This window comes from Alteromonas antoniana (assembly GCF_019249295.1).
GTDB lineage: Bacteria > Pseudomonadota > Gammaproteobacteria > Enterobacterales > Alteromonadaceae > Alteromonas > Alteromonas antoniana.
The window spans coordinates 58,894-76,911 of the sequence record NZ_JAESDH010000002.1 but is presented as its reverse complement, the minus strand read 5'-3'; the positions used below and the strand labels follow the sequence as shown (position 1 = coordinate 76,911).

Sequence of the window (18,018 nt, the reverse complement as noted above, 5' to 3'; positions counted from 1 at the left end):
ATGGACGATAACATACAGGCAACGATACTGGCAGTAGATGACGAACCCAGTAATTTAAATATTATTGCAGGTTATCTGAAGTCAATGCCTATCAAATTGCTGGTTGCAAACAGTGGTGAAAAAGCACTGACTGTAACCCAGTCCACAATGCCGGACATGATCCTGATGGATATTCGTATGCCCGGGATGTCTGGTATAGAAGTGTGCCGACAACTAAAATCGTCCCCCAAAACCGCTGACATTCCTGTGATTTTTCTGACCGCCAGCGACGGCGATGTGTCTGAATCGTTTGCTGCCGGTGGCGTAGACTACCTTGTTAAACCCGTGAAAAGCGAAGAGTTAATAGCCCGGGTGAATACCCATTTAAAAATTCGCAAGCTGGTAAAATCGCTGGCGCAAGCTAACAGTTTGCTGGAGGGGGTAAACGAGTCGCTTGAGGCGAAGGTTCAGGAAAGAACCCGCGAGCTGGTTGCGCTGAACCGAAATCTGCGTCGGGAAGTTGATGAACGTCGACGTTTACAGGATAAGATTACTTACCTGTCAGAACATGATTTCATTACCCGGATGCTCAACCGGAACGCTATGGAGAGCGAACTGGACATTGCGCTTGATGGCGTTGGCGAAAGTAGCAGCACCCGACACTACCTTCTGTTTATCGACCTTGATCAGTTTAAGGTTATCAACGATACCTGTGGTCACATTGCCGGCGATGAGCTGTTGCGTCAGGTAGCAGATACGCTGCGTGCCGTCACCGATAAACAAGACGTTTGCGCCCGTATGGGCGGTGACGAATTTGCCATCCTGTTTTCTTCTGAAGATATGGGCCTGGCAATCGCGAAAACACGAGCGGTTAAGACAGCACTTGAGCAACAGGAGTTTACCTGGCAGGAAGAGCAGTTTCAGCATACCGTGAGTGTGGCGCTGGTTGAAATTGATAACAGTATCGACTCGGTGTCTCATTTGCTAAGTATTGCAGAGCGGACCTGTTATTACTCGAAAATCAAGGGCGGCGGAGAGATTTCGGTATTTAATGCCTCTCGCGAGCTGATTGAAAAATCGCAGAAACAGGCAAAACAAGTTCCTATTATCCGACAGGCAATTGCAGAAAACCGGTTGGAATTGCACGCACAACGGATACTCTCACTTCACGACGCCAGCGAAAAAAAAGCAGAAATTCTGGTTCGTATGAAAAACGAAGATGGCTCTCTGAAACTTCCGGGTCAGTTTATTCCGGTCGCTGAGCGCTTTCATCTTATCGACAGTATTGATCGCTGGGTATTGAGTCATTTGTGCCAGTGGCTGGCAAAAAATCCAACAGACGCCTCTTTTTGTGTGAACCTGTCCGGCGACTTTATAGCCAAAGACAGTGCCTGTGAGTTTATCACTAACCTCCTTCGTGAATACCGCATTCCAAAGGGGCAATTGTGCTTTGAAATTACCGAAACCTCAGCAATTGCTAATATCGATACGACGGTGCGCTTCGTGAATACACTGCATCAGACAGGTTGTGAATTCGCGCTTGATGACTTTGGCACCGGCACTTCATCGTACGAATATCTCAAAAAGCTCGCCATAGACTACGTGAAAATTGATGGCATGTTTGTCAGAGACATTGATAAAGATCCGATAAACCGCAAAATGGTGGAATCCATTGCTGCTATCGCCTCAGCCAAGGGCATCAAAGTAGTTGCCGAATGTGTGGAAAACGACGCTGCAAAAGCTATTCTTTCGGATATCGGCGTTGACTATATTCAGGGGTTCTGCGAACACCGACCAGAGCCACTACCAGGGCTATGCAGTCAGTTTAAGATGCAGCAGGAACATGCATAGTCTCGAAAGGCAGAGGCTTAATTACATCCATCACTTTTCCGGTTCGCACCAGCTTGAAAAAGTAGTCGCCCAATGCGTCTGACTCCTGAAGTACGTTTTGCCAATATGCGATCCGGCTTTTATCATCGAGCACTTCGAAATCCTTTCGGTCCGGGATTTTTCCATAGGGTAATCGCGATACAAAGTCAGCCGACGGTACCAGCATAACCGTATTGTGGTAACTACTGGCATGCGGCATTCGACGTTTAAGCCCTTTATCAAACCAACCCGGAATTGGTTTTGGATAAAAATGGGGATACAGGATCAGGCCGTTTGTAGGTCCGAAGCTGAGGTCGAAATGGTAGTCAATTATTCCGCCATCCCGGTACGTTCCCCGGGGGGCATTCATCACGCGAGAAACACCTTCCAGCACCATAGGGATAGAGCCCGACCCTAACAGGGCTGACTCAAGATTGCCGATATCCAGCTCAATGTACTCTGTGCGAAGCTGATAGGGATCTTGCACTTTAAAGTTACAACACGGCGCGCTGAAGACAGAACGGGTATAAAAGTGCGACAGCCGCTTTCTTGACATCGCATTGGCGGCAGCGCTCATCGCCAGGCCACCAAGCTGTGTAAGACGATTCTCACTTTGCATTGGACCGTGACAGCGCGCCACGATAATGTGCGCCTTAAACCGTGTGTTGGTGATGATATCGACGCCCCCGGAGGGCCCGAGTAAATCTGTAATAAGCGCTTTTGCTTTCTGCGTAATTTCAAAGCGAGTTGGCTTTTTCGAATACACCATTGTCGAATAGTATTCTGCCAGCCGGTTGATTGCAGCCAGGGGATCCCGTTGTGTTGCGCATGCTGCACGGAAAGCACCGGCCGATGAGCCGATAACGTGCAAGGTATCTCGCCGGTAAGCGAACCATTCTGGGAATAATACTCTGTCGAGCCCTGCTAAGGTGAACCACTTCGGACCACCGGAAGCACCGACAAAATAGTCGAACTGTCCTTCATGAAAGCCATCTTGCCTGAGCTTTTCCATCGCGCCGGGGCCAGCGTATATTTCTAGTGGAGGGGTCAACGTTTCATACCCATGTTATTGAAATTTTTTGCTAATTTATCAGTTGCCCGGAAGATTGCAATCAGGTCTGTGAATGTCTGAACTTAAGGACAGGTAATAGGGCCGTGAAAACCGCTCAGGCAACCGGCTTTGACGAGGCGTAAAGCGCACAATGGTTTCCAGCAGGATCTTTTATCAGGCAATATTCGGCGTCACCAAATGCCCGGATCTCGCCCACCTGCTCTCCTCCTCTGGTAACCACAGCGTCTAAAGACGGTGCCAGCTCGTTCACAGTGAAATACGGTATCCAGCCTGCCGGAAGTGAGGTGTTAGGTCCTCGCCGATGGCAAATACCACCGGCTGGTGAGCCATCAGGCTTAAGCATAACGAAATCAACGTAATCCCCCATCTCAACCGTTTGACGTCGCCAGCCCATGACATCGGCGTAAAACTGACTCACTTTGTCGGCATCTTCCACAGTCATATCCAGCCACATTGCGTTTTCCACTCTCGGCTCCTTAAAAAAATCAGAATGAACCCGTTTCTGTCAATAGCCCCACAGCGGATTCTATTGATAGAATTTGATATTTCAGTGTAGACAAAAGCGCTGGAAAATGCTTGTGATTAACTTGATCTTATCCACTGACCATTGTTTAACCAAATTATTAAACCCTTATTTATCAGCAAATTAGCTGTCATCCCCAAACTACTCAACAAACTTATCCACAGATTAAGTGGATAACACGTAGCACTTACCAACAGATAGTGATTTAATGATCGAACATTGACTCATGGAACGATTTTTCGCTTATGCCAAAACAAACACTTAGCATACTGCCCCAGCAATTCGTCATTCACAGTCTGGATGCAGACGCTGATATTCCGACGTCGGTGCTCGCAAGTCCGCTTTTTTTTCTTGGCAAAACAGCGGATGAGTTATCCATTGTTGTCCCCTCTGATATTCCTGTTCGCTCACTGGAATCCGACCCGCAATGGCGGGCACTTGAATTATTAGGTCCGCTACATCTTTCCATGGTGGGAATAATGGCTCAGATTGGCGCCGTGCTGGCTGACGCCAAAGTGGCCATTTTTGTCGTCTCGACATTCGAAACCGATTTTTTTCTGGTTAAAGATAAAAAGCTGAAAGCTGCCACTGATGCGCTGCGAAAACACGGTTACACCGTAAACGACTGACATCATGCTTCCGGCTACCTTTTTACCCGATACCCCACCGGAGTCCGTGCGACTTGAGATTGCGGTAATGACACCGGTATCCGGTAAACGGGATGATTTAACATCGCATGACGACGCCCTTGTCAGCCGCGGTGTTTATGGGCCGGGGCAGCTTATTTACACGTCATCCCACCTTCTGTGCTCGCCGGTAACCGGTAAAATTAACGATTGCGATGTGTTGTCATATTCGTTTGTGGTGACCAGTAAAAAGGGGCTTAAAATTCGGGTGTGCTACGGTAGCGATATGACGCGGTACATGGGAGAGAAGTGTGAGTTTCTTAAGCGCGCTAACGACGATGTGACGGCTGGAGACCCGGTGTTGCAACTCAATACTGCCTGGCTTCGACAACAACAGGTAACGCCAGTGTGCATCGTAAGTGTAATGAATGCCTCAGCGCTGAAGGCGTTGCAACCGGCCCGGACGAGCCAGGTAACCGCGCCTCACGATATCTTGTTTACGGCTTACGCCTGATAGGCAGACTGCACAGAAACGGCAGTATGCGCATCAGGACAAAACGGGTTAATTGCTGAAATCATATTTTAACGAGATCTCTGCATTCAGCAGTTTTGAAATCGGACAATTTTCTTTGGCGTCATTCGCAATCGCGTCAAACTCCCGCTCTTCAATACCTGCGACTTTTGCATTCAGCGACAGTGCGGAAGCCGTTACGGTAAATCCATCACCGTCTTTTTCCAGCGTAACTTCAGCATCAACATTTAATTCGCCGCTGTCGTATCCCGCATCTGCCAGTGCGAATGACAGCGCCATGGCGTAACAACTGGCGTGTGCTCCGGCAATCATTTCCTCAGGGTTGGTACCGGGCTTATCTTCAAACCGGGTGTTAAATCCGTAAGGCTGCTCCGAGAGCGCACCACTGCCCAGGCTTACCTGCCCTTTGCCGTCTTTACCAAGTGGTTGATAACGTGCTGAAGCTGTTTTTACTATAGCCATTGAATATCTCCTTAGTGACTTACCTGTTTACCGGATGACTGACCAAGATAGTTAGCAAAGCACCCGAGAATAATGTGTTAACGGTAATAATAAGAACAAATGCACAAGTCATGCCTGCCCTGGATAATCGTCCACACCACGTCACTGACGGCGATCAGAGGCGTTTTTATTTCAGCACCGGTTTACTCACTGTAAGCGTTACACGTAGCCTGTACCTTTTGCATCCGTTTCCACCAAAAGATAGACTGATAACAATAATGAAGAAGGAATCAGAAATACTATGACAACGATGTACGGCATCCCAAATTGCGACACAATAAAAAAAGCCAAAAAGTGGCTGGAGGCCAATGACATTGCTTTTCAATTTCATGACTACAGAAAAGATGGCGTAGATGCAGACTGGCTCGAACAAGCTGCAGAGGCACTTGGCTGGGAGAACCTGCTGAATAAACGCGGAACCACCTACCGCCAGTTATCTGAAGAGCAGAAAGCGGGTATGGACCAGACGAAAGCCTTGGCCCTGCTTCGCGAATACCCTGCAATGATCAAACGACCAGTGCTTGAACACAACAGCTCACTTCACCTTGGCTTTAAGCCCGGGCAGTACGAGGACATTTTTTCCTGATGCAAGATGTAATTGAAATCGCAACCTATCTGATAAACCAGCGCTCAGTAACGCCAGATGACGCTGGGTGCCAGGATTTTATGAAAAACTGGCTGGGTGAGCTGGGTTTTAATAATGAAACCATGGTGTTTGAAGATACCACAAACCTCTGGTCGCGACGGGGCAAAACCGGTCCGGTATTTTGTTTTGCCGGTCATACCGATGTGGTTCCCAGCGGACCGGAAGAGGCCTGGCAAACGCCGCCTTTTACCGCCACCGAATGCAACGGTAATCTGCATGGACGTGGTGCAGCTGACATGAAGGGCTCACTCGCCGCCATGCTGGTAGCAACCAGACGCTTTGTGGAAGACTACTCGGATCACCGCGGAAGCATTGCTTTTCTTATCACCAGTGACGAGGAAGGTCCGTTTATTAACGGCACGACACGCGTGATTGATACGCTGGAAGATCGCAATGAAAAAATCACCTGGTGTGTGGTTGGCGAGCCTTCCAGTACCGATTTTGTCGGCGATATTGTGAAAAACGGGCGTCGGGGATCGTTAACCGGGGATCTTACCGTCCATGGTGTTCAGGGCCATGTCGCCTACCCTCACCTGGCTGAAAATCCGGTGCACGCAGGTGCAAGTGCGCTGGCTGAGCTTGCCGGCGCGCACTGGGATAATGGCAACGACTTTTTTCCACCTACCAGCTTTCAGATCTCCAATATCCATGCCGGCACCGGCGCAGGAAATGTGATCCCGGGGAAAATGCATGTTTGCTTTAATTTCCGTTTTTCTACCGAGGTGACCGATCAGTTACTGATTGACCGCGTTACTCACATTCTGGATTCACATCATCTTAATTACGACATCAAATGGACGTTTAACGGTCAGCCCTTTCTGACAGACAAAGGGGAATTACTGAAAGCCACCGAGGCTGCGATTGAGTCGGTGAACGGTAAGCCGACGACACTGTCGACCGCCGGCGGGACCTCCGATGGGCGGTTCATCGCCCCGACCGGCGCTGAAGTTATTGAACTGGGCCCGGTGAATGCGACTATTCATAAAGTCGATGAGCATGTTTGCATGGAAGACTTGCGAAAGCTGGAACGAATGTACTACGGCATTCTCAAAGGGCTGTTGCATGACTGATGAAGACTGGCTTGGCCAGGCGAATCATTACCTGACAGATGCCGGTAATGGCCACCGTCTGCATCCGGAAACGCTGGCAGCATTTCTCGCCATGCAGGATGCTGCCGCTGCGGCAGGTATTGATTGTCAGCTGGTCTCCGCGTATCGCAGCTTTGATCGTCAGCGTCAAATCTGGAATAAAAAGTGGCGTGGAGAAATGCCATTGTATGACGCCGACGGTCAGCTACTGAATTCGCAAACCCTCAGCGCAAAAGATAAACTGACGGCTATTCTTACCTGGTCGGCTATGCCCGGCGGGAGCAGACATCACTGGGGGACCGATATTGATGTTTATGATCGCGCCAGTGTAAAAGCCAGTAACCATTCTTTTGAACTGGTAGATAGTGAATATTGCGAAGGCGGCCCCTGTGCAACCTTGTCCGCATGGCTTGATGATAATGCAAAAAAGTTTGGCTTTTATCGCCCCTTTAGTGAATTCAGAGGCGGCGTAGCCACCGAGCGCTGGCACCTCAGCCACAACGTCAGTGCATTGCCATTCGAACAGCTGCGCAACAAAGCGGCGTTGGAAAACGCACTGGAGAGTGCCAGCCTGGAAGGCAAGCAGACGCTTATTGATGCTCTGCCACAATTGTATTCACGTTATGTACTCAATGAGGGAATATCATGAGCCTTACCTGGATAATCATTATCGTTGTCTTAGTTTTGGGTGTAATACTGAGCAATATCATGCTGCTTAAATACAGCAAAAGGTTTAAAACACCAAAAGGGTTTACGCCGAAAGACGATCCTTACAAAGACAGGGATGATGAAAAAGACGGCTGGTAAGTCTGTTTGGGGCTATAGCATTGGAAAGCCGAACGTACACCGGGTGGCCGCCCAGCTTCCTTTTGCTTAGATATGCGGGCCTTCGCCTTAGTAAAGCGATAATATTAGGCAATAACATCAGCAGATAGCTCTATTGCGCACACGCAGGCAGGTGCGCATGGCCGCCCAAGACGTTACCGGTTATTTGCTGTAGTAACGTCTTTGACAGCACTACCCTGTTCACTCTGTGTCGACGTGGTAAAAACTGCGTTTAGCAGTCAACAGCGCGAACTGCCGTGCCGCTGATACTCACCATCAACATACTGCCTTTTTCGCCAATGACTTCATAATCAATATCAATACCTACCACAGCGTTCGCGCCCATTGCTCTGGCTTCGTGTTCGAGTTCGGTAAAGGCAAGTTTTCTTGCATTCGTCAGCTCATCTTCATATGAACCGGAACGCCCACCGACGATATCCCGAATAGAAGCGAATAAATCTTTAAACAGGTTGGCACCCATCACCGCTTCGCCTACAACGATGCCGTAATACTGCTCAATTTTCTTGCCTTCCAGATTGGGGGTTGTGGTAATGATCATGTTTTTATCCTTTTTAATTGCTACTGTGCGAGCAGTAGTCTGTCGTTCAATAGAGCAAACGTTAAATTCCTAGTTTTTCAGCAAGCTGCTGGCATAACAGCACTTTCTGATCCTGTGGATACGGCACCGCAGGCTGTCGTCCCCAGACAGGGGCAGGCCATGCCACATCATTTTTATACCGGGCGACATGGTGAAGATGAAGCTGACTCACCACGTTGCCTAATGCAGCGATATTCAGCTTATCCGGCTGACATAGCTCACGAAGTGCCATCGACACCTGACGGGACTCCTCCCATAACCGGGTCTGATCCTCCTGGCTTAAATCCAGTATTTCTGTCAGGCCCTCGAGTTGCGGTACCAGAATCACCCACGGAAACTGACTGTCATTCATTAACAATACTTCGCAAAGCGGTAGCAGCCCTACCCGACACGTATCGTTTGCAAGCCTCTCGTCTAGTTTAAACATCAGGATTATCCAGAGTTGTCGGTACAACTGTCAGTAATGCGCGCTGGCCAAGTGCAACATTCGCATTCGGAAACACAATCGCTTCGCCGTCGAATTGCGCCTCATAACGTGCGCCTGACTCTGTCGCCAGCACCGTGCCTTTGGCATAGTCAGTAAAGTTCGGTGTATCATCCGCAAAGTGCAGGGCAAAATCGTCCTGATGCTTATTTATAACCTGATTCACGCGGTAAATATCCAGTGTAGATAAGTCGACATCAGGCGCGAACTCTTTTTCTGTAACCAGTTTTGTCAGCGCCTGTTTCGCGTCTTCAAAACGTGACATATCGTTCTCCCCGAACGGCTGTACTTTTCCTAGCTCGACGGTAAAAGCATGTGCTTGATGCTGATGAGAAGAGTAATAGCTGAAGGTGGTGGTGGCGCTTTCTGAAAGTAATATGGTTTTCACACCGCAGGCGGCCAGAAACGCCAGTTGCCCTTTACTGTGACGACGTTCGTGTAAGTAGGGATAAACCGCAAATTTTTCATTCTTGGAAGCACGGATAGCAGTATGCAGGTCATAATGGAACCGGGGAGCGTCAGCCGGTGCACTCGCGTAAAACGCCGATACTGCCTGCTCTAGCTGCTTTGCTCTGACCCGCTCGTCATTTATCAGGCCGTCGCCGTCTGAATGTGCGCCACTGAACAAACGGTTCATATTCTCTTGCACAAAGCGTTTACCGATATCCATTGCCGGCAGGTTGCCAAACAAAAACAATACCCGATGACTGGCTTGCAACTTACCGGTTAACAGGCGCTGCACCATTTCATCGCAGATTTCTATGGGTGCGGTTTCGTTCCCATGCACGCCGCACGAGTAAATGATCTGCTTGGTATCCGCATCGACCTTCTCCGGAGTAAAAGAAATGATCCCCGGCGCAGTCACTGCTGCGTGGGTACCGTTATCCAGAGTAAATTCAGAAATACCGGAGAGCGCGTCCGGACGATGACGGGAAAGAGAAAGAAATTCTCCGTTTTCTATGGGCTGAGTCACGTATTACATCACCTGTAGTAACTAATATCTTGGCCACAAGTCTACCGCCTAAAAGAAAAATTACCACCAGAGCAGTTACCTCTTGCCCGAACCGGCCACGCAGGAGATGTGCAAGAAGTAAAGAATCAATGACAGCGTGATTATACCAGAGAAGAGGCATTGGGTGATTTGCAGGCAAAGAAGAAAAACTATATCAACGAAGGCCCACTTCTATGACAGCGCGAGTGAGCGATCAGGAGTGTTTAACCGGTCGCTTTTCGCATTGGTGACTCGCCCACAATAATCTCCTGACTGGCCAGAACCTGAAATTCGTCCAGCGGGATCGCGCGAGAAAACAAGTAGCCTTGCCCGATATTGATACCCAGTTCGCGCAAAATATGCAGCTGCTCCAGAGTTTCAATACCTTCTGCAATCACTTCACAGCCCTTGGAATGGCCAATGATCCGGGCTGCTTCGATAATCGCCCGGTTTACGTCGCTACTGGTTAGCTCCATCACAAACACTTTGTCGATTTTGAGAGCATTAATATCCAGTTCGCGAATATAAGCAAGATTGGAGTACCCTTTACCAAAGTCATCCACTGAGATTTCAACTCCAAGCGCGCGGAGCTCAGACAACTGCTTTTTCGCCATCAGCGAATTCGACAGAGCTACGTCTTCGGTAAGTTCCAGTTCAATTCGGGAAAGTGCAATGTCGTAGCTTTGACCAAGTAATTTCAGTGTTGGTATCAGCTTGCTATCATACAATTGCGTGGGAGAGATATTCACAGACAAGGTCAGGTTAAAGCCATTGGCATCTAACTGAACCATGCTCCGGAAAGCTTGCTCGAACGTCCAGTAAGCGAGTTCGTTCATCATATTGTAGGATTCCGCAGCTTCAATCAGCGGGCCGGGAAACAGCACGCCATCCAGCGGATGATTCCATCGCAACAAACATTCAGCACCGACAATGTTTAAGGTTTGCAAATCCACCTGAGGCTGAAAATATAATTCCAGCTCATTGTGCGAAAGCGCGCGCTTTAAGTCGGCTTTTAACGCCAGGCTTCTGCCGGTTTCGGCTTTATCTTCCATACCCAGCAGAAAAAAGTTTTCGTATTTGTTTTCTTTGGCCTGCTTCAGTGCCGCTTCTGCCCGCGACACAAAACGCGTAATACTGAATGCATCGCACTCGCCGTATACGCCGCCAACATTAAAATCTGCAATAAACGCATGATCTTCATAATGCATAGGCGTTTTAAAATGTTCAATCAGGTGTTCAAACAGGTTTTGTAGTTGAGTAGCGGAGTGTTTACCCGGAAGGATCAGCCCGAAGACATCGCCGCTTATCCTGCCGAAATGTGCAGAATGTGGAAACAATCTGATGATTCGGTTGGCAATTTCCAGCAAGAAGCGGTCACCTACCTGAAAGCCGAGACTGGATGTCACATCAGAGAAGCGAACAACATCGATAAGCAGCAATGACAAATGTGAATGCTGCTTCGCAGTGTTATCGACAGTGTCGATAAACGCGTATCGATTTGGGATTGTCGCCAGTGTCTGGTGCAATCGGCTCATAGCATGCGTTACCTCTTAAACAAGCAAGCTAATGTCGTTTCAGTTTACGGATTATAAAACCACGGGGCTTCACGCTTAGCAACAGTTAATTCGTATAACTTCAGATACCTGCGTGCTTTTCCGACATTTAGCTGCATTGTTGCGCGAGTTATCGCCACTACGCCAATGCGCGCCCGTCTGCTCTGAGGGTTACAAAATATTAACCCAAAGCAGTCCATTTTCCTTCGCCTTGAGTATGAATACCAACATCACCTATTGATTGTATGAATACAGCAACAAAATTGCGGTTGTTGTATAAAAATCGTCAACCAAACTGGAGGCGCAGAATGTCAGTAAAAAGGGTCTTAAATATCGTCAATGGAGAGGAACTCCCGAACCGGTCCGGAGACACGTTTTCAGTGACAAACCCAGCCACGGGTCAGGTTGAATTTGAAGTAGAAGTTGCTGACGATTATATCAGAGAGGAAGTACTGGAAAGTGCAAAGAACGCGTTTAAAGTCTGGTCTGCCACCCCCGCCAAAGAGCGGGCAAGAATTTTACACAAAGCGGTCGCACTGTTACGCGAACACAATGACGAGTTGGCAATGGTGGAAGTGCTTGATACCGGAAAGCCACTTCAGGAAGCGATAGAAGTTGATGTTGCCACCGGGGCTGACGTTATTGAGTTTTTTGCATCGCTTGCGCCTACCCAAGTAGGTCAGCAGCAAAGCGTTGACGGTGACTTTTATTACACCCGAAAGGAACCTTTGGGTATTTGTGCAGGAATAGGGGCATGGAACTACCCGCTCCAGATCGCATGCTGGAAATCTGCCCCGGCGTTAGCAGCGGGCAATGTCATGATTTTTAAACCCTCAGAAGAGACTCCCTGCGGTGCCGTTGAACTGGCCAAAATATTTATCAAGGCTGGTGTTCCGCGAGGTGTATTCAATGTGGTTCACGGTGAAGCCGATACTGGCCAATGGCTGACATCTCATCCTGAGATAGAAAAAATCTCTTTCACCGGCGAAGTCGGCACAGGCAAAAAAGTCATGGAAAGTGCAGCTGGTACGCTCAAAGAAGTCACCATGGAACTGGGCGGAAAATCGCCGCTGTTAGTGTTTGAGGATACCGACATTGAAGAAGCGGTATCTGCAGCCATGCTGGGTAACTTTTATACTCAGGGTGAGGTATGCACCAACTGCACCCGTGTGTTTGTGCATAACGATATTTATGACACCTTTATGGATACCCTGCTCAAACGCACTCGTGAGAACATTGTCGCCGGTGACCCAACCGATATGAAAACCAACCTGGGAACACTGATTTCTGAGCAGCATCTGGAACTGGTGATGGGCTACATAGAAAAAGGTAAGCAAGAAGGTGCCACGTTGGCAGCCGGAGGTAATCGACTGACGCCTGAGTCCGCACCTGACGGCTACTTTGTCGAGCCCACCATATTTACTGATTGCACAGACGACATGACCATATGTCGAGAGGAAATATTCGGCCCGGTTATGAGCGTGTTGACGTTCACTGATGAAGCCGAGGCCATTCGCCGTGCTAATGCTACTCCGGTGGGACTGGCTGCTGGCGTAATGACCAAAGATATCCGCCGGGCGCACCGGGTGATCCACCAGCTTCAGGCTGGTATTTGCTGGGTGAACAGTTGGGGGGCCTCACCCGCTGAGATGCCGGTCGGAGGGTATAAGCTTTCCGGCGTGGGACGGGAAAATGGTATCGAAACGCTGGATCAGTACACCCAGACCAAATCGGTTTATGTGGGTATGCAGAAACTGGAAAGCCCGTTTTAAGGAGAATTCCATGAAGCATTTTGATTACATTATTGTCGGCGCCGGCTCAGCAGGGTGTGTACTGGCAAATCGTCTTAGCGAAGACAGCAATAATAACGTGTTGCTGCTTGAGACCGGAGGGAGTGATAAAAGCATTTTCATTCAAATGCCAACAGCCCTCTCCATTCCAATGAACACCGACAAGTACGCCTGGCAGTTTTACACCGAGGAAGAGCCCTATCTGGACAACCGCAAAATGCATTGTCCACGCGGTAAGGTACTTGGCGGCTCATCATCAATAAACGGCATGGTGTACGTTCGCGGTCATGCCTGCGACTTTGACGAATGGGAAGAGTCTGGCGCGAAGAACTGGGGCTATCAACATTGCCTTCCTTATTTCAAGCGTGCAGAAAGCTGGTATCTGGGTGGCAACACCTATCGCGGTGATGATGGTCCGCTGGGCGTTAACAACGGTAATGAAATGGAAAACCCGCTTTACCGCGCGTTTATTGATGCCGGGAAACAAGCAGGTTATCCCATCACCGATGACTACAATGCCAAGCAGCAGGAAGGCTTTGGCCCTATGCATATGACGGTGAAAGGCGGCAAGCGATGCTCTGCGTCCCGCGCCTATCTTGATCCAATTAAAGATCGCAGTAACCTGACTATTCTTACCCATGTGATGGTTGAAAAAGTGCTGCTGGAAGACAAGAAAGCGGTAGGTGTGCAGTATCGGCAGAAGGACGAGCTTCACGATGCTATGGCCAGCAATAAAGTCATTTTAAGTGCTGGCTCGATTGGCTCTCCCCAGTTGCTGCAACTCTCCGGCATTGGTGATGAAAATCATCTGCGCGAGGTCGGCATCGAGCCCAAACATCATTTACCCGGCGTCGGACAAAATCTGCAGGATCATCTGGAATTCTATTTCCAGTTCCGCTGTAAAAAGCCCATCACCATTAATGGGAAACTGGATATCTTTTCTAAAGGGCTGATTGGTGCCCGCTGGCTGTTGTTTAAAGACGGACTGGGTGCGAGCAACCATTTTGAATCCTGCGCCTTTATCCGCTCTAAAGACGGTGTGAAATGGCCCGATCTTCAGTATCACTTTTTACCGGCTGCTATCCGCTACGACGGTAAAAGCGCCGTAAAAGGCCATGGTTTTCAGGTTCATATCGGGCACAACAAACCGAAAAGCCGGGGCCGGGTAAAAATTACCTCAACCGATCCCAGCAAGGCGCCGTCCATCCTGTTTAATTACCTGCAGCATGAAGATGATATTGAAGGTTTTCGTGCCTGCGTGCGCCTGACGCGGGAAATTATTCAGCAATCTGCCTTCGATGAATACCGCGGTGAAGAAATACAGCCTGGTAAAAGTGTGCAGTCTGATGAAGAAATTGATGCCTTTGTTCGCGAGGCTGTCGAAAGTGCGTATCACCCTTCCTGTACCTGCAAAATGGGGGAAGATGATATGGCAGTCGTCGATTCTGAGACTCGGGTCAGAGGTATCGAAAACCTGCATGTTGTCGACTCCTCAATCTTTCCGACCATACCTAACGGCAACCTTAATGCTCCGACCATCATGGTGGCAGAAAAAGCTGCCGACATGATATTAGGCAAGCCAGCGTTAACAGAGGCAAATGTTCAGGTAGCTATTGATGCGCAGTGGCAGGAACAACAGCGCTCCGAAATAATTTAAAGGGCGCAGGGAATGTTTACAGTGGGAAAATAAAGGCCAATGCCCGGTTATACACACTGTGAGCTATAGTCTATACAGCAAACGACAGGCACAAGCATGACAAAGGTCAACAGACCCCAGGAGCCATGATGAAGAAATACTATGCATACGGTGCAGCACTGGTGCTGCTAAGCGCAGCCCCCGCTGCTAACGCTGACTGGTCAGTGACCGTTACAGGCGCTACGGACTATATGTTCAACGGTGTCAGCCAGACAAACAACGATCCCGCATTTCAGGCATCACTGGATTATGCCGCTGATAACGGCGTTTACGCGGGCATGTGGACGTCCAACGTAGATTACGGCGACGATGCTGATCAGGAACTGGATGGCTATTTTGGCCACTTTGTGCAGCTCTCTGACAGCCTCAGTCTGGACTACGGAATAGCCTACTACAGTTATCATGGCGGCAATGACAGCAGCGCGCTGAATTATGGCGAAGCTTATAGCAAGTTCGCATACACGTGGGCGCAAGGTACATCGGAGGCAAATTTCTGGTACGCGTGGGATTATTTCGGTACCGGTGCCGGACATACCATTGTGGAAGTGGCCCATACTATCTCGCTGGCAGAAAACCATGCGTTGCGTTTCAGCGCTGACAGCTCTAATTCGCTGGATGGGGACAAGTACATGTGGGACGTGGACGGTACCTCGTACCAGCATTATAAGGTTGCCTGGCTAACCAGTTGGATGGGTTTTGATATTGAGGTAGCGGCGGAAAATACCACACTTGATATTGATACTGCTGATGAGAGGATCGTACTGGCGGTGAGTCGTACCTTTGCGTTCTAATACAACTCGACAGAACGCTGCGCCCGGTAGTCGCGCGCAGCGTTTTACTCTCAATTAGCGCAAGGATGTTTTTTTAAGAAACGAATCTGCGTTACAAACTGCTCTTCAGATTGTTCCCATCGATAGTCCCACATTAATTTTTCACAAATACGCTCTACGATAATTAGCCCATAGCCATACCCTGATTGCTTGTCTGCATCTGCATCAATATCATTCACTACCTGCAACTGATTGCTCGTTAATGACACTGTCACATGTGAGTCAGAATACTCCAAGGCATTACGCAACAGGTTTCGGCACAGCACGACAACAAATTCCTTTGGTACACGCAGAGATACTGTCGAGGTGCAGTTCAACTGCACCTCGACGTTCTGCGAGCGCGTCAGTGGCGTAAGTTTGGTTAACTGGTGCATGACTACTTCGCTGATATCTACTGCTTCCAAGTGTGCTGTTTTCAGTGAGTCCTGCCCCAGTACCAGAAAGGTTTTTATTAATTCATCAATATCCTCACTTGCTGAGTGGATCCTTTTAACTGCCCTGACAGCAGGCTCAGGAAGTGATGTCGGGTCAAGCTGACCGAGCAAGTCCGCAGAGCCTCTCAGGGTCATCAAAGGCGTGCGAATTTCATGTGCAGCGAAGCGAGTAAAATCCTGCTCGCGAATAAGATACTGCTGAATTTGGCGTTTTCCTTCTAATAACGCTTCTTCGATTTCCGCCAGTTCGCTATATTCTGAATCTACGGAAAAGCTTGCCTGATTAGGTGCTACCAATGGCACTTTTGCCACAACGCGTTTTAACGGTGAAGAAAGCTGTCTGTACAGATAAAACATCAGTGCACTCACGCAGATACTGACTAACAATGCCAGAGAAAACGAAAGTAAGTGCAATTGACTTTCATATTCGTCCAGAAAGTCGTCTGCATCGTCTTTAAATATCAGGTAGTACAGCCCGTCACCATCCGGGGACGCTGCAACCTTGAAATGCTTGTCCTCTGGTCCAAGCTGATGCTCGTAAAACCCCGGTTCAGTATAGCCGGATAGCCACCGGGGCAATTGCCTTTTGCTCCAGTAAATATCAAATTGAATGGGATTCGGCAATTGCCCCTGCTCCCCGAATCGCCGAAAACTCTGCTCGTACATTCGGGCTTCTGCATCCAGCCAATAGCGCAAACTGATCGATTCCATTTGCTCTTCAGCGACGTAGGCAATACCGAACAGCAATGAAATAAAGATGATACTGACAATTGAAACCAGTATTGACAGGCGCTTAGTAAGACTAGGCCGAACTTTCGACAATTCTGTACCCTCGCCCGACTTCAGTGATGATCTCCACATTAGCAGCATGTCTCTTCAGCGTTTTACGTAAATTGTATAAATGACTTCGAAAAGCATCACTGTCAGGCACATTCTCCGCCCAGATAGTGTTAATCAGAGAATCCTTTGAAACAAAGTTTGGTGATGCGCTGAGTAACAGTTTGAGGATCTGATGTTGGGTAACGGGCAAACTAAATCTCTCGCTGTCTGTTTCGGCATATTCTTCATCAACGTAGTAACGTAGTGATCCCAAATGAATTACGGCGTTCTGCGCTGTACCGTTGCATCGTTTTTTAATGGCATCAATACGAACTTCCAGTTCAGGCAACGCAAAGGGTTTTGTCAGATAGTCATCGCCCCCCGCAGCAAAGCCTGCAAGTTTATCTTCCAGGGAGTCTCTGGCCGTTAAGAAGATTATTGGTGTCGTTAAGTGAAGTTGCTGACGTATAGCTTTTGCGGTCTCGGTTCCGGAAAGTCTTGGCATCATCACGTCCAGAATAATTAAATCGAAGCGTGCTTGTTCAAGAAACGTAATTGCCCATTTGCCATTGTAAGCACAATCCACTACGTGTCCTTTAAGAACAAGGTAATCACACACGGTTTCAAGGACCTGAGGATCATCTTCAACCAAAAGTATATGCATAATACATCCCTGCGCGCCCTGCCCTTAGGACAGAGCGCTTAACGCACGAGTAACGCTATTGCGAAATAATTGTTACCGAATCCACATCAATTTCGGGTGACTCCATAAAGTCTTTCTCAAACTCCCCGGTAATCCGAATTGTTGCAGATTCATCAAACGACTGTTGAGGGAAATCTTCACTTTCAATTTCCACCCGGATTTCAGACTTTCCGTCAGTGAATATGTACTTTTCACTGCCCACTTTACGGATGAGATTTCCTTCCAGTTGTACGTAATCATCGTCGCTTCCGGATCCCAGAAGGGATTCAATATCGGTGAATTTTGACCCGTTACTCCCCGTGAACTGCGCCAGCGATGCTCCGGCAAAGGTTAATCCCGTGGTAACTACGGCTGCACATAGCAATACATGTTTCATTTTCACGCTCCTTAATTCAGGTTATGTCGTTCAGGGGCTATTTAACCAGAGACACCGTGAAGTCAACGTGAAGCAGAAGATAG

The 18,018-nt window shown here is 48.6% G+C and carries 20 protein-coding genes; 10 read left to right on the top strand and 10 right to left on the bottom strand.

All coding sequences use genetic code 11. From position 1 onward, the window contains the following. Complete coding sequence (locus tag JKP77_RS01635; RefSeq protein WP_218309470.1) at nucleotides 1-1,830, top strand: two-component system response regulator; 1,830 nt, start codon at nucleotides 1-3, stop codon at nucleotides 1,828-1,830. Here the strand turns inward: JKP77_RS01635 and JKP77_RS01630 are convergent. After that, a complete protein-coding gene (locus JKP77_RS01630; RefSeq protein ID WP_218309641.1) occupies nucleotides 1,805-2,860 on the bottom strand; it encodes a patatin-like phospholipase family protein in 1,056 nt (351 codons plus the stop codon). The genes JKP77_RS01635 and JKP77_RS01630 overlap by 26 nt on opposite strands. A gap of 154 nt (nucleotides 2,861-3,014) precedes the next feature. Further along, a complete protein-coding gene (locus tag JKP77_RS01625; RefSeq protein ID WP_218309469.1) occupies nucleotides 3,015-3,386 on the bottom strand; it encodes a VOC family protein in 372 nt (123 codons plus the stop codon). Between the two features lie 302 nt (nucleotides 3,387-3,688). Between JKP77_RS01625 and JKP77_RS01620 the strand changes: the two genes are divergently transcribed. Together JKP77_RS01620 and JKP77_RS01615 are read left to right on the top strand one after the other, a co-directional pair. Beyond that, nucleotides 3,689-4,072 carry an ACT domain-containing protein gene (locus JKP77_RS01620; protein ID WP_218309468.1) on the top strand — a complete coding sequence of 128 codons (384 nt, stop codon included), beginning with the start codon at nucleotides 3,689-3,691 and terminating at the stop codon, nucleotides 4,070-4,072. Nucleotides 4,073-4,076: 4 nt separating this feature from the next. Continuing rightward, nucleotides 4,077-4,583, top strand: a complete 507-nt coding sequence (locus tag JKP77_RS01615; protein WP_218309467.1) for a PTS glucose transporter subunit IIA — start codon at nucleotides 4,077-4,079, stop codon at nucleotides 4,581-4,583. A 48-nt stretch (nucleotides 4,584-4,631) separates the two neighbouring features. Here JKP77_RS01615 and JKP77_RS01610 read toward each other — a convergent pair whose 3' ends face one another. After that, nucleotides 4,632-5,063, bottom strand: coding sequence for an OsmC family protein (locus tag JKP77_RS01610; RefSeq protein ID WP_218309466.1), 432 nt, complete (start codon nucleotides 5,061-5,063; stop codon nucleotides 4,632-4,634). A gap of 280 nt (nucleotides 5,064-5,343) precedes the next feature. Between JKP77_RS01610 and JKP77_RS01605 the strand changes: the two genes are divergently transcribed. Genes JKP77_RS01605 through JKP77_RS01590 form a run of 4 tightly spaced genes read left to right on the top strand, consistent with a single transcriptional unit; the run spans nucleotide 5,344 to nucleotide 7,643 of the window. Next, on the top strand, nucleotides 5,344-5,688 hold the full coding sequence (locus tag JKP77_RS01605; protein WP_218309465.1) for an ArsC family reductase: 345 nt from the start codon (nucleotides 5,344-5,346) through the stop codon (nucleotides 5,686-5,688). After that, on the top strand, nucleotides 5,688-6,818 hold the full coding sequence (gene dapE / locus JKP77_RS01600; RefSeq protein WP_218309464.1) for a succinyl-diaminopimelate desuccinylase: 1,131 nt from the start codon (nucleotides 5,688-5,690) through the stop codon (nucleotides 6,816-6,818). The genes JKP77_RS01605 and dapE overlap by 1 nt, the downstream gene beginning before the upstream one ends. Further along, on the top strand, nucleotides 6,811-7,485 hold the full coding sequence (locus JKP77_RS01595) for a M15 family metallopeptidase (protein ID WP_218309463.1): 675 nt from the start codon (nucleotides 6,811-6,813) through the stop codon (nucleotides 7,483-7,485). Before dapE ends, JKP77_RS01595 begins: the two co-directional genes overlap by 8 nt. Then, nucleotides 7,482-7,643 carry a DUF2897 family protein gene (locus JKP77_RS01590; protein ID WP_218309462.1) on the top strand — a complete coding sequence of 54 codons (162 nt, stop codon included), beginning with the start codon at nucleotides 7,482-7,484 and terminating at the stop codon, nucleotides 7,641-7,643. The genes JKP77_RS01595 and JKP77_RS01590 overlap by 4 nt, the downstream gene beginning before the upstream one ends. A 250-nt stretch (nucleotides 7,644-7,893) precedes the next feature. On the opposite strand, the gene JKP77_RS01585 is transcribed toward JKP77_RS01590, so the two are convergent. The 4 genes from JKP77_RS01585 to JKP77_RS01570 form a co-directional block, all read right to left on the bottom strand. After that, nucleotides 7,894-8,220 carry a heavy metal-binding domain-containing protein gene (locus JKP77_RS01585; RefSeq protein WP_218309461.1) on the bottom strand — a complete coding sequence of 109 codons (327 nt, stop codon included), beginning with the start codon at nucleotides 8,218-8,220 and terminating at the stop codon, nucleotides 7,894-7,896. Between the two features lie 61 nt (nucleotides 8,221-8,281). Further along, nucleotides 8,282-8,686: an HIT domain-containing protein gene (locus JKP77_RS01580; protein ID WP_218309460.1), complete on the bottom strand. Its 405-nt coding sequence runs from the start codon at nucleotides 8,684-8,686 to the stop codon at nucleotides 8,282-8,284. Then, complete coding sequence (gene astE / locus JKP77_RS01575) at nucleotides 8,679-9,716, bottom strand: succinylglutamate desuccinylase (RefSeq protein ID WP_218309459.1); 1,038 nt, start codon at nucleotides 9,714-9,716, stop codon at nucleotides 8,679-8,681. The genes JKP77_RS01580 and astE overlap by 8 nt, the downstream gene beginning before the upstream one ends. A gap of 242 nt (nucleotides 9,717-9,958) precedes the next feature. After that, a complete protein-coding gene (locus JKP77_RS01570) occupies nucleotides 9,959-11,269 on the bottom strand; it encodes a putative bifunctional diguanylate cyclase/phosphodiesterase (protein ID WP_218309458.1) in 1,311 nt (436 codons plus the stop codon). 326 nt (nucleotides 11,270-11,595) lie between these two features. Here JKP77_RS01570 and betB point away from each other — a divergent pair, with 326 nt between their 5' ends. The 3 genes from betB (at nucleotide 11,596) to JKP77_RS01555 (ending at nucleotide 15,564) form a co-directional block, all read left to right on the top strand. Further along, on the top strand, nucleotides 11,596-13,059 hold the full coding sequence (gene betB, locus JKP77_RS01565; RefSeq protein WP_218309457.1) for a betaine-aldehyde dehydrogenase: 1,464 nt from the start codon (nucleotides 11,596-11,598) through the stop codon (nucleotides 13,057-13,059). Nucleotides 13,060-13,069: 10 nt separating this feature from the next. Next, on the top strand, nucleotides 13,070-14,734 hold the full coding sequence (gene betA, locus JKP77_RS01560; RefSeq protein ID WP_218309456.1) for a choline dehydrogenase: 1,665 nt from the start codon (nucleotides 13,070-13,072) through the stop codon (nucleotides 14,732-14,734). Between the two features lie 128 nt (nucleotides 14,735-14,862). Next, the gene (locus JKP77_RS01555; protein ID WP_420840028.1) at nucleotides 14,863-15,564 is read left to right on the top strand and encodes a TorF family putative porin; all 702 of its coding nucleotides are present in this window, start codon (nucleotides 14,863-14,865) and stop codon (nucleotides 15,562-15,564) included. A gap of 50 nt (nucleotides 15,565-15,614) precedes the next feature. On the opposite strand, the gene JKP77_RS01550 is transcribed toward JKP77_RS01555, so the two are convergent. Genes JKP77_RS01550 through JKP77_RS01540 form a run of 3 tightly spaced genes read right to left on the bottom strand, consistent with a single transcriptional unit; the run spans nucleotide 15,615 to nucleotide 17,935 of the window. Next, nucleotides 15,615-16,898, bottom strand: a complete 1,284-nt coding sequence (locus JKP77_RS01550) for a sensor histidine kinase (RefSeq protein WP_218309454.1) — start codon at nucleotides 16,896-16,898, stop codon at nucleotides 15,615-15,617. Then, nucleotides 16,840-17,520 (bottom strand): response regulator transcription factor, encoded by a 681-nt coding sequence (locus JKP77_RS01545; RefSeq protein ID WP_218309453.1) that lies wholly within the window; start codon nucleotides 17,518-17,520, stop codon nucleotides 16,840-16,842. Before JKP77_RS01545 ends, JKP77_RS01550 begins: the two co-directional genes overlap by 59 nt. A 55-nt stretch (nucleotides 17,521-17,575) precedes the next feature. Next, nucleotides 17,576-17,935 (bottom strand): YgiW/YdeI family stress tolerance OB fold protein, encoded by a 360-nt coding sequence (locus JKP77_RS01540; RefSeq protein WP_218309452.1) that lies wholly within the window; start codon nucleotides 17,933-17,935, stop codon nucleotides 17,576-17,578. Between the last annotated feature and the right edge of the window lie 83 nt (nucleotides 17,936-18,018).

Excerpts from the sequence above, each read along its gene's own strand:
- JKP77_RS01635 (WP_218309470.1), top strand. The coding sequence starts at position 1 with ATGGACGATAACATACAGGCAACGATACTGGCAGTAGATGACGAACCC.
- JKP77_RS01630 (WP_218309641.1), bottom strand. The coding sequence starts at position 2,860 with ATGGAAAAGCTCAGGCAAGATGGCTTTCATGAAGGACAGTTCGACTAT.
- JKP77_RS01620 (WP_218309468.1), top strand. The coding sequence starts at position 3,689 with ATGCCAAAACAAACACTTAGCATACTGCCCCAGCAATTCGTCATTCAC.
- JKP77_RS01615 (WP_218309467.1), top strand. The coding sequence starts at position 4,077 with ATGCTTCCGGCTACCTTTTTACCCGATACCCCACCGGAGTCCGTGCGA.
- JKP77_RS01610 (WP_218309466.1), bottom strand. The coding sequence starts at position 5,063 with ATGGCTATAGTAAAAACAGCTTCAGCACGTTATCAACCACTTGGTAAA.
- JKP77_RS01605 (WP_218309465.1), top strand. The coding sequence starts at position 5,344 with ATGACAACGATGTACGGCATCCCAAATTGCGACACAATAAAAAAAGCC.
- dapE (WP_218309464.1), top strand. The coding sequence starts at position 5,688 with ATGCAAGATGTAATTGAAATCGCAACCTATCTGATAAACCAGCGCTCA.
- JKP77_RS01595 (WP_218309463.1), top strand. The coding sequence starts at position 6,811 with ATGACTGATGAAGACTGGCTTGGCCAGGCGAATCATTACCTGACAGAT.
- JKP77_RS01590 (WP_218309462.1), top strand. The coding sequence starts at position 7,482 with ATGAGCCTTACCTGGATAATCATTATCGTTGTCTTAGTTTTGGGTGTA.
- JKP77_RS01585 (WP_218309461.1), bottom strand. The coding sequence starts at position 8,220 with ATGATCATTACCACAACCCCCAATCTGGAAGGCAAGAAAATTGAGCAG.
- JKP77_RS01580 (WP_218309460.1), bottom strand. The coding sequence starts at position 8,686 with ATGTTTAAACTAGACGAGAGGCTTGCAAACGATACGTGTCGGGTAGGG.
- JKP77_RS01570 (WP_218309458.1), bottom strand. The coding sequence starts at position 11,269 with ATGAGCCGATTGCACCAGACACTGGCGACAATCCCAAATCGATACGCG.
- betB (WP_218309457.1), top strand. The coding sequence starts at position 11,596 with ATGTCAGTAAAAAGGGTCTTAAATATCGTCAATGGAGAGGAACTCCCG.
- betA (WP_218309456.1), top strand. The coding sequence starts at position 13,070 with ATGAAGCATTTTGATTACATTATTGTCGGCGCCGGCTCAGCAGGGTGT.
- JKP77_RS01555 (WP_420840028.1), top strand. The coding sequence starts at position 14,863 with ATGAAGAAATACTATGCATACGGTGCAGCACTGGTGCTGCTAAGCGCA.
- JKP77_RS01550 (WP_218309454.1), bottom strand. The coding sequence starts at position 16,898 with ATGTGGAGATCATCACTGAAGTCGGGCGAGGGTACAGAATTGTCGAAA.
- JKP77_RS01545 (WP_218309453.1), bottom strand. The coding sequence starts at position 17,520 with ATGCATATACTTTTGGTTGAAGATGATCCTCAGGTCCTTGAAACCGTG.
- JKP77_RS01540 (WP_218309452.1), bottom strand. The coding sequence starts at position 17,935 with ATGAAACATGTATTGCTATGTGCAGCCGTAGTTACCACGGGATTAACC.